Source organism: Paraburkholderia sediminicola, from assembly GCF_046026855.1.
GTDB classification, from domain to species: Bacteria; Pseudomonadota; Gammaproteobacteria; order Burkholderiales; family Burkholderiaceae; genus Paraburkholderia; species Paraburkholderia sediminicola_A.
This window is the reverse complement of the sequence record NZ_JAQQET010000018.1, coordinates 135,161-148,045: the sequence shown is the minus strand read 5'-3', so window position 1 is coordinate 148,045 and position 12,885 is coordinate 135,161. Positions and strand designations below refer to the sequence as shown.

10 protein-coding genes are annotated in these 12,885 nt (G+C 61.6%); 3 read left to right on the top strand and 7 right to left on the bottom strand.

All coding sequences use genetic code 11. The features are described 5' to 3' along the window. Nucleotides 1–60 precede the first annotated feature (60 nt). Nucleotides 61–1,413, bottom strand: a complete 1,353-nt coding sequence (locus PQR40_RS21000) for an MFS transporter (RefSeq protein ID WP_408509794.1) — start codon at nucleotides 1,411–1,413, stop codon at nucleotides 61–63. Nucleotides 1,414–1,576: 163 nt separating this feature from the next. Beyond that, nucleotides 1,577–2,749 carry a M20 aminoacylase family protein gene (locus PQR40_RS20995; RefSeq protein ID WP_408232464.1) on the bottom strand — a complete coding sequence of 391 codons (1,173 nt, stop codon included), beginning with the start codon at nucleotides 2,747–2,749 and terminating at the stop codon, nucleotides 1,577–1,579. 118 nt (nucleotides 2,750–2,867) lie between these two features. Between PQR40_RS20995 and PQR40_RS20990 the strand changes: the two genes are divergently transcribed. Both PQR40_RS20990 and PQR40_RS20985 read left to right on the top strand, forming a co-directional pair. Then, a complete protein-coding gene (locus PQR40_RS20990) occupies nucleotides 2,868–3,818 on the top strand; it encodes a LysR substrate-binding domain-containing protein (RefSeq protein WP_408232698.1) in 951 nt (316 codons plus the stop codon). Between the two features lie 111 nt (nucleotides 3,819–3,929). Continuing rightward, nucleotides 3,930–5,444: an ATP-grasp domain-containing protein gene (locus PQR40_RS20985; RefSeq protein ID WP_408509793.1), complete on the top strand. Its 1,515-nt coding sequence runs from the start codon at nucleotides 3,930–3,932 to the stop codon at nucleotides 5,442–5,444. A gap of 11 nt (nucleotides 5,445–5,455) precedes the next feature. On the opposite strand, the gene PQR40_RS20980 is transcribed toward PQR40_RS20985, so the two are convergent. Next, nucleotides 5,456–5,914, bottom strand: a complete 459-nt coding sequence (locus tag PQR40_RS20980; RefSeq protein ID WP_408232468.1) for a hypothetical protein — start codon at nucleotides 5,912–5,914, stop codon at nucleotides 5,456–5,458. 208 nt (nucleotides 5,915–6,122) lie between these two features. Beyond that, on the bottom strand, nucleotides 6,123–7,559 hold the full coding sequence (locus tag PQR40_RS20975) for an aldehyde dehydrogenase family protein (RefSeq protein WP_408509803.1): 1,437 nt from the start codon (nucleotides 7,557–7,559) through the stop codon (nucleotides 6,123–6,125). Between the two features lie 216 nt (nucleotides 7,560–7,775). On the opposite strand from PQR40_RS20975, the gene PQR40_RS20970 reads away from it, so the two are divergent. After that, the gene (locus PQR40_RS20970; RefSeq protein ID WP_408220634.1) at nucleotides 7,776–8,147 is read left to right on the top strand and encodes a cupin domain-containing protein; all 372 of its coding nucleotides are present in this window, start codon (nucleotides 7,776–7,778) and stop codon (nucleotides 8,145–8,147) included. Between the two features lie 136 nt (nucleotides 8,148–8,283). Here PQR40_RS20970 and PQR40_RS20965 read toward each other — a convergent pair whose 3' ends face one another. The 3 genes from PQR40_RS20965 to PQR40_RS20955 form a co-directional block, all read right to left on the bottom strand. Next, nucleotides 8,284–9,675, bottom strand: coding sequence for an NAD(P)/FAD-dependent oxidoreductase (locus tag PQR40_RS20965; protein ID WP_408394247.1), 1,392 nt, complete (start codon nucleotides 9,673–9,675; stop codon nucleotides 8,284–8,286). Between the two features lie 158 nt (nucleotides 9,676–9,833). Beyond that, complete coding sequence (locus PQR40_RS20960; RefSeq protein WP_408509792.1) at nucleotides 9,834–11,456, bottom strand: purine-cytosine permease family protein; 1,623 nt, start codon at nucleotides 11,454–11,456, stop codon at nucleotides 9,834–9,836. A 282-nt stretch (nucleotides 11,457–11,738) separates the two neighbouring features. Continuing rightward, a complete protein-coding gene (locus tag PQR40_RS20955; protein ID WP_408394251.1) occupies nucleotides 11,739–12,695 on the bottom strand; it encodes a LysR family transcriptional regulator in 957 nt (318 codons plus the stop codon). Nucleotides 12,696–12,885 lie beyond the last annotated feature (190 nt).

Here is a 12,885-nt window from a genome sequence, read left to right as displayed (position 1 = left end):
CAGACAAACAAGCGCCGAGCAGGCAAACAACCACCCAAAGCGCCCCGCAAGAAAAACTCTTTAATCAATAGCCTTCCCAGCAGTCTCCCGCATAAACGGCAACGGCAACAACGACACAAGCCCACATCCAATCAGATACCAGGCAGGAGCCAGATTACTCCCAGAAACCTGAATCAACCATGTAGCAAAAAACTGCGCAAACCCGCCAAAAATAGAAACACCCAAACAATAAACAATCGACATCCCGGTAGCGCGAATCTCGCGCGGAAACATCTCCGGCAACATGACGATATTGGGCACCGCGGTAAACGCGACAAAAACGGCCAGCACAGCGACGACAGATAACAGAACAGGCACCGTCGGCGACGCATTGATGATCATGAAAGCCGGGTACACGGCGACAATCAGCAAAACACGAGACACCCACAAAACCCGCTTACGCCCGACACGATCGGACAGCGCCCCGGCGAACGGCGAGCAGATCACCGTCACCACCGCCGCGGCCCACGCGGCCCACAGCGCCGACGACATCGGCAAATGCAGAATCCGTATCGCGTAGGTGGACAGATAAAACAGCACGATATAGTTCGCCGCCGTGCCGCCAATCGTCGTCAACACGCCCGTCGTAATGACACGCGAATGCTCGCGGAACAGCTTGCGCACCGGCTGTGCAACCGGCACCCGCTCCGCTCCACCGTTGCCATCCTCAACGCCCGGCAGGGTCTCATTCAGGTGACGCCGGATATAAATCCCAATCGGCCCCATCGCCATACCGATCACGAACGGCACGCGCCAGCCCCAGCTCTCCAATGCGGCAGTGGACAGTGCCGCCGCTAGCGCCACGCCCAGCAGCGACCCACAGACGGTGTTCAACCCCTGGCTCACAAACTGCCAGCTTCCATAGAATCCGCGCGTCTTGTCGCTGCCATATTCAAGCAGCAACGATGTCGAAGCACCGATCTCACCGCCCAGCGCGAAACCCTGAATCAATCGCGCAAGGATCACCAGCAGCGGCGCGGCCACACCAATCGCCGCGTAAGTCGGCGCAAACGCGATGATCGCGGAGCCGAGCGTCATCAGCCACAGCGTAAGACTCATCGCCGCCTTGCGGCCCGCGCGGTCAGCGTAGGCGCCAAGGAAAATACCGCCCACCGGACGCATGATGAACCCCACGCCGAACGTGCCCACCGCCAGCATCAGTTGCGCAAGCTGCCCTTCCACCGGGAAATACAGCTTGCCGATGATCGTTGCGAAGAAACTGTAGATCGTGAAATCGAAAAACTCGAGGCCGTTGCCGAGCGTGATCGCAGCAATCGCTTTGGCCTGGCTCGCGCGCCCGGCATGCGCAGTCGACGCGTTCTGCATGTTCAACGCGTCGGCGCCCGCGGGTTGCGGTGTAGCGGAATAGTCCATCTGTGTCTCCATGGTGTCCGTCCTGCTGATGCGCGGCTCTACGGCTTTGTGCGCCTGAAAACAATGCGCGGCCTGACTGGTCCCACAAGGCCTTGAAGGCCCCGATGGTCTTCGCGCCCTTCGGAGCCTTACATGGCGTCAGTCCGATCCGATGCCGCCCGCCTCAGACAAGAAACGTCTGCGCGAGCCGCACCCAATAAGCCGCGCCGGTCGCGAGGCAATCGTCGTTGAAGTCGTAACCCGGGTTGTGGACCATGCAGCCGCCTTCGCCGTCACCATTGCCGATGATCAGGTAGCTGCCGGGGCAACGCTCGAGCAGGAACGCGAAATCCTCGCTGCCGGTCAGCGGTTGCATGCCGGCAATCAAGCCGTCTTCGCCGAGCCAGTCGAGCGCCACTTGCCTGGCAAGACCGGTCATCTCCACGTCGTTGACGAGCACCGGATAGCGGCGCTGGTAATCGACCTGCGCCTGCGCGCCGAACACGGCCGCCTGCCCGCACGCAACCGCCGTGATGCGCTCCTGCAAATGGTCGCGAACCTCGGGCTTCAGCGCGCGCACGGACAAGCGCATCTCCGCGGTCTCGGGAATCACGTTCGGGGCTTCGCCTGCGTGAATCGCACCGACCGTGATGATCGCCATATCGAGCGGTGCGATATTGCGCGAGACAATGGTCTGCAACGCCAACACGATTTGCGCGCACACCACCACCGGATCGACGGCCTTATGCGGCACCGCGCCGTGACCGCCACGACCGGTCACCTTGATGATCACCGTATCGGACGACGCCATGAACGAGCCCGGCAGAAAACCGAACTTGCCGGTCGGAAAGCCCGGCATGTTGTGCATCGCGAAGACGGCGTCGCACGGAAACTTGTCGAACAGGCCGTCTTCGAGCATTTTTTTCGCGCCGGCCTGACCTTCTTCGGCAGGCTGGAAAATCAGATTCAACGTACCGTCGAAATTCTTTTCCTGCGCCAGATGCTTGGCGGCGGCCAGCAGCATCGCCGTGTGGCCGTCGTGGCCGCATGCGTGCATCTTGCCGGGCACCGTGCTCGCATACGGCAGACCGGTCGTTTCGTGGATCGGTAACGCGTCCATGTCGGCACGCAGGCCGAGTTTGCGCGTGCCATTGCCAACTTTCAATTGGCCGACAACACCGGTTTGACCCAGCCCGCGATGCACCGTGTAACCCCACTCCTGCAAGCGCTCGGCGACCAGATCGCCGGTGGCGAACTCTTCGTAGGCAAGCTCCGGCTGCGCATGGATGCGATGGCGCAGTGCGATCATTTCGTCTTCGAGTTCGGCGATGCCCGCCGGGATAGCCATGGTGTTCACGATGTCGTCTCCGTCTATGAATGCGTGGACCCAGCATAACGACGCCGATTTTCCAGCGGCAGGCGTAGAATCGTTGCGGCAGCAACCAGCGGTTGCCACCTTTCTACCCTCTCGTCAGATGAAACTGCATCAATTGAGCACTTTAGCGGCCATCGCGGATACCGGTAGTATCCGGGCCGCTGCCCGTTCGCTTGAGCTTTCGCCGGCCGCCGTGACCAAGGCAATGCGCGAACTGGAGGCGGATCTGCACGCACCGTTGCTGGTGCGTGGTGCGAGCGGCGTTGCGTTCACCGAGTTCGGGCGCGCGCTGGTCGTGCATGCACGGCTGGTGCTCGGCCAGTTGCAACGCGCGGAAGCGGAGATTGAAGCGATGCGGGGCGCGGCGGCCGGTAAACTGTCGATCGGCGTGACGCCCTGGGTCGCGTTGACGTTTCTGCCGCCGACGGTGCAGCGCTTCCGGCAGCGCATGCCGGAAGTCCAACTGGAATTCTTCGAGGGCCTGCTGGCGGTCGTGCAACCGCGCTTGCGCGACGGCAGCCTCGACTTTTCGATTGGCCGCCCTCCACCTGCTTCGCCGCAATCGGAGTTTCACAACGTACCGCTGTTTTCGACGCATTCAGCGGTGGTGGCGCGGCGTGATCATCCGAAGGCGGGTTGCCGCACGCTGCTCGAACTGGAAGACGCCGAATGGGTGTTGAACTGGGACCCGGCAAGCCGCGAGTCGATCTCGGACAATCTGTTCCGCAAGCGTGACATGAAGGTACCGCACACGATCCATCTCGCGCATTCGCTCGCGGTCGTGCTCGGCCTGCTCGCGAGGACAGACATGCTCAGCATTTTTCCGTGGCCGCTCGTCGAAGTGACCCTCGCGAAGGAAAATCTGTGGGCGCTGCCGCTGCGCGAAACGGTGGATGAAACCATCGTCAGCATCACCTCGCGCCGCGGTGCGCCGACAAGTCCGGCGGCCACGTGTTTTCTCGATTGTTTGCGTGAAGTGATCGACGAAGGAGCGCGTTCGCAAGACCCCGAACTGCGCCGCCTGTTTCATTCGATCGAACTGCTGCTGTAGCAAAGTGGCGCGATAAAGTAACGGGTAATGTGGCCTGGTGGGGTGACTCAATTCGTCGAACGAGATCTTGTCCCCACCTCATAGCCTCGTAGTCAAACAGGCGACGCACACATGTCGCTCGTCGCCACCCATGCGGGCTGTAAGCTGAATCGCATGCACGCCCACTATGCTTCGAGTGCGCAGCGGCGCGCCGCCCTGCACCACTACGTGCCGACCATGAAGCAGACTCCGCCCAATAACGAAGCCGACTACGACACACATGCGCCAAACGCATCAGTGCAGCGCGGCAGCGGCAGCGGCAGCGGCAACGACAGCGATAACGACAGCGCCCCGCTCGATCCGTCCCGTCACCGTACCCTCGCTGAAGCCCGGCGCGCCGATGGCGACGAACTGGGCGCCATCGCGCATCTGATTGCCGCCCACACGCTGGACGCCTATGCCACCGGCGAACCCGGCGCCAGCACCTCGAATCTCTGCGATGTCGCGACCGGATACTTCATGACAGGCGATCACATGATCGCCGGATACTGGTACCGCCTCGTTCTGACGCTCGATCCGCATGTCGCGGTTGCCTGCCAGAATCTGGCTGCCGTCCTCGCAGGCACTGGACACACGGCAGAAGCCACCGCCTATCGGGACCGCGCCTATCGGATCCAGCGCGTCTTTGTCGAAGGAACCGGCGCTCAGCAGCGCCGCGTGTTGATCCTCTGCGCAGCACACACGTCCGGCAATGTCCCGTTCGATGCACTGCTGCCCGGCACGACCTGCTGCCGCATCAAGTACGCGATCGACTATGCCGCGGACGAAGAGGATCAACAGTTGCCGGCCTACGACCTCGTGTTCAACGCGATTGGCGATGCTGATGTCGCCGCCCCGCTCGCCGGGCGGCTCGCGCACTTCGTCTCGCACTGCGCGCGGCCCGTGCTCAATCCGCCCGCCGCTGTCGCCCGAACCCAACGGCACCGTACCGCGAGCCTGTTCGCCGGGCTGCCGGATGTGCAGGTGGCGCCTTGCGTGCAGAGCGAGGCCGCGCCGGTTTCACGCGCCGCGCTTGACGCCCTGCTGGCAGAAGCCGGCATCGACTTTCCGGTCCTGGCGCGCCCCGCCGCTACGCACGGCGGCGAGGGACTGACGCTATGCGAGAGTCTCACCACGCTGGAAGCGTGGCGGTCGGCACAAGTCGGGGTTTCCTATCTGGCGACGTTTCGCGACTATCGCAGCGCCGACGGCTTCTACCGCAAATACCGGGTCATTTTTGTCGACCGGGAGCCGTTTCCTTACCACCTGGCGATTTCGCCGCACTGGATGGTGCACTACTACTCAGCCGAAATGGAACACCAGCCGTGGAAGCTGGAGGAGGAGCGGCGCTTCCTCGACAATCCGCACACCGCGCTCGGGGAGCGTGTGATGCATGCCATTACGGCAATCGGCAGGCGGCTCGATCTCGACTACGGAGGCATCGACTTCACGGTGCTGCCCGGAGGACAGGTGCTGGTCTTCGAAGCGAATGCGACCATGCTCGCGCACTTCGAGCGCGAGACCGGCACCCTCGCCCACAAAAATCCATACGTGCAACGTATCGTCGACGCATTCGAACGGATGATGTCACGTCACCCGGCAACCTGAATGCGGGTCCGTTACTGGCTGGATAGATGCTGGTTCAGAAACGGCACGAAGCCGTTTTGCGTCGGACCGATCTGCTCGACGCAATCATCGTAGTCGGAGCCCATTGCGCGATCCTGACCATACATGCCGCGACACTGCGCATACAGCGTGATCGTCGCCCCGCTGCCCTTGGCCACGCGCGTGGCCGAATAGACCGCCTTGCCCGAGCGGCTCGGAACGTCGGTCTCGATCGCAGCCGCATCCGCACGGACGATCGAGGTGGAAGAATGCGCCGCCACGTAGTCTTTCGTGAGCGACCAGGCCTTATCGCACTGCGTCTGATCCGCGCACGCAACAGAGGCGTTACGCTGCGCGGTATCGAGCAGGCTCTCGGAGCGGGTAAAGTCGCGCGCCTGGGCTTCCTGCTTTTCGGCGGACATGCAGCCGCTCAGGGCAAGCGCGGCAAGCGCAATAGCGATAGTTGTTTTCACAGGTTGAAGATCCGATGGCGAATTCCGGTGAGGATTATAGTCGCCCTCAACAGACATTCGCAGGTTTGGAACCGCCATCGGAAAACGGCCATCGCGGTGATGTCCCGCACCGCTCACTGTCCGCATAACTTTCGTTATGCTTGCGCGGCTTAGGACCACCACTGGGTTAAATCACTGAGGCGCATCACGGCTCAGCTGTCAGGCAGCCTCAACCCGCGTAGCCGACCACGCCCTTGATCTCCAGAAAGTCCTCGAGACCGAACTCGCCGTACTCGCGGCCATTACCCGATTGCTTGAAGCCGCCGAACGGCGCATCGGGACTGTAGTCCGCGTAGTTCAGATAGATCGTGCCGGTACGCAGGCGCTTTGCCACGGCATGCGCGTGCTCGATCGACGCGGATTGCACATAGCCCGCGAGACCGTAGAGACTGTCGTTGGCCATCGCGATCGCTTCGTCTTCAGAGTCGTAGCCGAGGATCGACAGCACGGGCCCGAAAATCTCTTCACGCGCGATCGTCATACCCGGCGTGACGTTGCCGAAAACTGTCGGGCGCACGAAGTAACCCTCCTTCAATCCTTCGGGACGTCCCGGGCCGCCGGCCACCAGCGTCGCGCCCTCTTCGATGCCCACGCCGATCAGCCGCTGGATCTTGTCGAACTGCTGCTCGCTGATGACAGGCCCAAGATCGATGCCCGTGGCATCCGCGGGACCGACGACCAATGCTTCAGCCGTTTCCTTCGCGTACGCCAATGCCTCGGTGAGGCGCGCGCGCGGCACGAACATGCGCGTGGGCGCATCGCACGACTGGCCGCTGTTGTCGAAACAGGCACGTGCGCCGCGCATCACCGCCTGCTTCAGATCGGCGTCTTCGAGAATCAGGTTGGCCGATTTACCGCCCAGTTCCTGATGGACGCGCTTGACGGTATCCGCCGCGGCCTTCGCGACCTGCACGCCCGCGCGCGTCGAACCAGTGAACGACATCATGTCGATGTCCGGATGACGCGACATCGCCTCGCCCACCGTCGCGCCTTCGCCGTTGACGAGGTTGAACACGCCGGCCGGCACGCCCGCTTCATCGAGGATCTCGGCGAAGATGATGCCGGAGAGCGGCGCCAGTTCCGAAGGCTTGAGCACCATCGTGCAGCCGGCCGCGAGCGCGGGCACGAGCTTGGTGGCGATCTGCAAGGCCGGCCAGTTCCACGGCGTAATCAGCCCGCACACGCCGACCGCTTCCTTGCGGATCAGAATGCTGCTCTTCACGTACTCGAATTCGAACGTATCGAGCGTGCGGATCATCGTCTCCAGATGCGCGACACCGGTCCACGCCTGCGCGTCGTTTGCATATTGCAGCGGCGCGCCCATCTCACGGCTGATCGCATGCACCATGTCGTCGTAGCGCTTGCGGTAGACGTCGAGGATCACTTGCAGCAAATCGATTCGCTGCGCGATCGTGGTCTCGCTGAAGGCAGGAAAGGCACGCTTTGCTGCCGCCACCGCGCGGTCGACATCCGCCGCGCTGCCGAGTGAAATCTGCGCGAACGCAGTGGCGGTAGACGGATCGATCACATCGAGCGTGGCGGAGTTGGCCAGCTCTTGCGGGTCGACCCATCGGCCGTCGATATAAAACTGCCTGGCGTGTTGCAGTTGCATGGCTTGGTCCTTTACATAAATGTGTTAGGTCAGACGGTGGGCCGCAGATCGCGCCCGGGAGCGGTGTCGAATGCTTTACATCGACGCCGCTCAATCTGAATGTCTTCAAATCGAAATTCATCGCTACGCAGCTTTGGCTCAGACTCCGGTTCTGCTTCGACTCAGCAATCGAATGCTTCGTCATCGAATCACATTCACCAGGAGAGACACATGAGCACCCTCACTTTCACCCGCATCGACGCTAAAGGCCCCGGCGCTTCCGGCCTGAACCCGGCCCTGCACGATCCCGCCGACGTCATTCTGGAAGGCGCCAAGGCGCCGCACGCCCTCAACGCCTTCTCCGATGCGACCAACATGCTGTCCGCGGGCGTCTGGCAATGCGATGCGGGCACGCTGAAGCTGGCCGACCTGCCGATCCACGAAGTCTGCGTGCTGATCGAAGGCGAAGTCGTCATCACCAGCGACGACGGCCGCAGCGACCGTTATGCCGCCGGCGACGCCTTCATCCTGCACAAGGGCTTCTCGGGCACGTGGCACATGCCGGTGGCGACCAAGAAGTACAGCATCGTGTACTGCGGTTGATTCATACTGCATCACACCGTTGCTTCATCAGGAACCGCACCCGTTAAGGTGCGGTTTTTTTATTCTGGCGGCAATGAGTAAAAAACCGCCAGGTACATAGACAAACTCGCAGACAAGCTCGCGACACCATCCGCCGCTACATCGGGAAACCCAGCGCCTTGATCGAATTGATCCAGAGACGCCGCCAGCCACCGCGATCGTCGGCGCCGTCGAATGCGTTAAAGGTGATCTTCGCGGCGATCCAGCGCAGCGGTTCCGGCGGAATGTACGACGGCCCTTTGCGCGAAATATCCAGCGACGTAATCAGCGTATCGCGATTCCACAGCATGTCGAGGCCCATCTTCGCACCGAAGCGGCTGCCCGCCACGCCGAAGCCCGTATAGCCCGCGACGAACACGCTCTTGCCGCCGTGATAGCGGCGCGCGAACACCGCGCCACGTGAACAGTAGTCGATCGGGCCACCCCACGCATGCGTGAAGCGCACGTCATCCAGTTGCGGGAACGTGCGATAGAACGCTTCGGCGAGCTTGTAGTAGGTGCTTTCGTCACGATCCGCAGCCGGATTCGGATCGCCGCCGAAGTGATAGCTCACACGGCCGCCGAAGATGATCCGGTTGTCTTTGGTGAGACGGAAATAATTAAGCTGCGTACGCGTATCGTAGATGCCCTGGCGATTGTTCCAGCCGATGCGCGCCATCTGCTCGTCGCTCAAAGGCGCGGTCGCGACGATGTGATCGCGCACCTGCATCACGCGGCGCTTGATGTCGGTCACGCCCACATCCGCTGTGCCGGTGCCGAGCAGCACGCGTGGCGTTTCGATGCGGCCTGATTGCGTGTGCACGATCATCGTCGCGCCAAGATCTTCCATACGCGTGATCGGCGAGTGTTCATGCAAACGCACGCCGAGTTTCAACGCGGCGGCTTTCAGACCCCACGCGAGCTTTGCCGGATGAATCGTGCCGCTGCGATTGCGCGACCACATCGCGCCCGCGAACAGGGGCGAATCGAGTTGTTCGCGAGCGCCCTTGCTGTCGAGCAGCACCACGTCGTGCCCATGCGCCACGTGCAACTCGTAGTCGCCCTTGAGGTGATCGAGGTGGCCCGGATCGACGGCAACCGTCATCTCGCCATTCCATTCGACATCCGCTTCAATGCCGTAACGCGTCAATGACGCCTTGAAGCCGTCGAGATTCTCCTGGCCCAGCTTTTCCAGCACGTCGAGGTCTTGCGGAAACACCCGCGTCGCGTTCGGCAGACCATGCATCACCGAGGTGGAAATGATGCCACCCGGACGGCCCGACGCACCGTAAGCCACCTTCCCCGCTTCGACCAGCACGACGTCGAGCGAAGGATCGGCTTCTTTCGCCTGAATCGCGGCCCACAAGCCGGTAAAGCCACCGCCAACCACCACCAGATCCGCCGAAGTCGGACCGATCAACTCCCGTTCGACAGCCGGTGCGCGCGGATTGTCCAGCCAGAACGGAAACAGCTTTACCCCTTCAAACGCGCGCTTTACTGACTCGCTCATCTTGTTTGCCTACTCAACTTGAATACCATTGCATTTACTGCGTGACTGTTGCTTCGGTGCAGTCCTGGTCGCGCTTCGACGCAGCTTCTAATGCCACCTCGATGCTGCCCTCGTCGCAGTCTGACTGCGCCCGCCCTGAGCGCCTCGAACCGCACGATTCAATCCGCGTCCTGCGTGTCCAGCGCTTCTTCGCGTTCACGTTGCGCGGCGCGCTGCTGCGGTTGCGGTTGCGTCTTCATTGACGTCGTCATTTGCGGCCCGCCAGCCTTAAGCTTAGTCGCCGGCACTACCGGATGCACGGTCACATTGCGTTGCGACCCGCTACGCAACCAGCGGCGGCCACGCGGCCCATACACGCCGTCCGGTTCTGGAAAGCACTGCAGCAATCCGATATACAACGCGCAGGCAAGCGTCAGCGAAACCGGCATGCTGATATCGAGACCACCGGCGAGCTGCCCGAGCGGACCGACAAACTGATCCGGCAGATTGACGAAACACAGACCCACCACCGCACTCGGAATCCACGCGCCCATCGCGCGCCAGTTCCAGCCGTGCCTGAACCAGTAGTGGCCGCCACGGCCGCCGCGATTGAACACCTGCAGATCGTCGGACAGATAGAAACCGCGCCGAGTCACGAAGCCGATGATCATGATCACCATCCACGGGCAACTGCAAACGTTAATCAGCACCGAGAACGTCGATACGCTTTCAACCAGATTGAATGCAAAGCGGCCAAGAAAAATGAAGCCGATGGCGAGGCTGCCGATCAGCAGCGTGGCGCGCACGCGATTCAGAAACTTGGGGAACATGCTCGACATATCGAGCCCGGTGCCATAGAGCGCAGTGGTTCCCGTCGACATGCCGCCGATAATCGCAATCAGGCACACCGGCAGAAAGAACCAGTTCGGCGAGATCGCCAGCAGACCGCCCACGTAGTTATTCGACGCGATGAAGTCCGGCGCCTTGCTGGCGATGATCGTTGCGGTAGCGAGACCGAAAAAGAACGGCACGAAGGTGGCCAGTTGTGCCAGCATCACCGCGAGAATCGTGCGCTTCTTCGGCGTGTTCTGCGGAATATAGCGGGCCCAGTCGCCGAGCGTGCAGGCGAACGACACCGGATTGCTCATCGCAACCAGCACGGCGCTCACAAATGCTGGCCAGAAGCCCACCGACCCGAGTGCAACCTTGCCGGCGTATGCGCTATTGAACGGCCCGGCGAACGCCGCGATGCCGACCACGAACAGCAGACTCGCCGCCCACACAGCGATTTTGTTGACCCACAGCATGAAGCGGAAACCGTAGACACAGACGGTCAGCACCAGCACCGCAAAAAGACCGTACGCGAAGCTCAGCGTCATCCAGTTGACTGGCAAACCGAGCAGATGATTCGCGCCGCCCACCAGCGCGTCGCCCGAACTCCACACCGCCAGCGAGAAAAACGCGACCGCGGTCAACACCGCAAGAAAGGAGCCGACGATCCGGCCATGAATACCGAAATGCGCACCGGAAGAAACCGGATCGCTCGTGCCGTTGCGCGGACCGAACAGGCCCATAGGCGCGAGGATGCACGAACCGATCACCACGCCAAGCACGATCGAATAAACGCCTGCCTTGAACGACAGACCGAGCAGCACCGGAAAACTGCCGAGCACCGAGGTGGAAAAGGTATTGCAACCGCCGAACAGCAAGCGGAACAGATCGATCGGCCGCGCATAACGCGAACGATCCGGGATGCGTTCAAAACCGAATGTTTCGACTTGGGTGATGCTGTTACTGCTCATTGTCTCCGACTCCTGTAACGGCCAGGTCAATCACAATGGCTCGCCACGGGGATGCGGCGTCCACTTTTCTCAGATGTCTGGACGTCACTGTAAAGACAATCGGCGCAGGCAAAAATATCGCCCGCCCAACCTTTACTTCGATCTCGGGCGATGTAACCTGAAACGCCCGTCCTATAAGGCTCAGCGCATGCAATGAAAGACTGCACGGAGACGTCCTGTGAGCCTTGCACAGCGCAAACGTCGAAGCGAATCGCGAGAATCCGCGCGTCAAACCGGGCAAGCCTACCGCGCCTGACGGCGCCGCTTCGCAGCGGCGACGGTGGGCAGCGGCACCGGCACCGCGCCGGACATACCGTGCTCGATCAGAAAATCGCGGAACAGCCCGGCGACATGCGGCAGGCGCTTATCGGACACATGCATCACGTACCAGTCGCGCTCGATCGGATTGGCGGGCAAGGGCAATAACGCCAGCAAGCCGGCCTGAAATTCCAGCGAGCACGCGTGCAGCGACAGAAACGCGATGCCCAGGCCCGCCTCGACCAGTTGCTTGATCGCCTCGTTGCTCGAGAGCTCGGAGCCGATATGCAGCTTGTGGCCCGCGAGTCGAAACAGATTCTCGACAGTCGAGCGTGTGCCCGAGCCCCGCTCCCGCACGAACAGATTCGCGGTTTGCAGATCGTCCAACGACAGGCGCTTTTTCTTCATCAGCGCATGGGCGGGCGAGGCAACGAACGCCATCGGATGCTTCGCAAATGCGGTGGCCACCGTGCGCAATTCGCGCGGCGCGCTGCCCATCACCGCGAGATCGATTTCGTGCGTGGCCAGCATGCGGATGATGTCGGCGCGATTGCCGACTTTGAGCTGCACCTTCACTTGCGGGCGCAACTCGGTGAAGCGCACCAAAAAAGGCGGAATCAGATATTCAGCCGTGGTGATCGCGCCGATGCGCAGCGTGCCGCCCTGCTCGCCTTGTAACGCGGCGAGGTCATCTGCCGCGCCGTTCCATAGATCGAGGATTTCCAGCGCATAGCGTGCGAGGATTTCGCCCGCCGCGGTCAACTGCACGCCACGGCCCACCCGCTGCAAGAGCGGCGCGCCCGCGGCCTCTTCGAGCAGACGCACCTGAAGCGACACCGCCGGCTGCGTGAGCTTCAGTTCTTCGGCCGCACGCGACACGCTGCCGAGCTTCGCGATCGTATGCAAGGTTTTCAATTGACGGAACGTGGCAGCTTTTAACATAAGTGAAAACCTATATGTTCTGTATAAACATTAAATTGTGCTGCGGTTTCCGTCGATTCTATACTGGCCCTGACAGATGAGGCCGATGAATACCGGGTATGGCCCGGGAACGCTTTCACCGGCTCAGCACGGATAACTTCAGGAGGATACGGATCATGGCCGCAACCGATCAGCAAACACCCTCTGACGC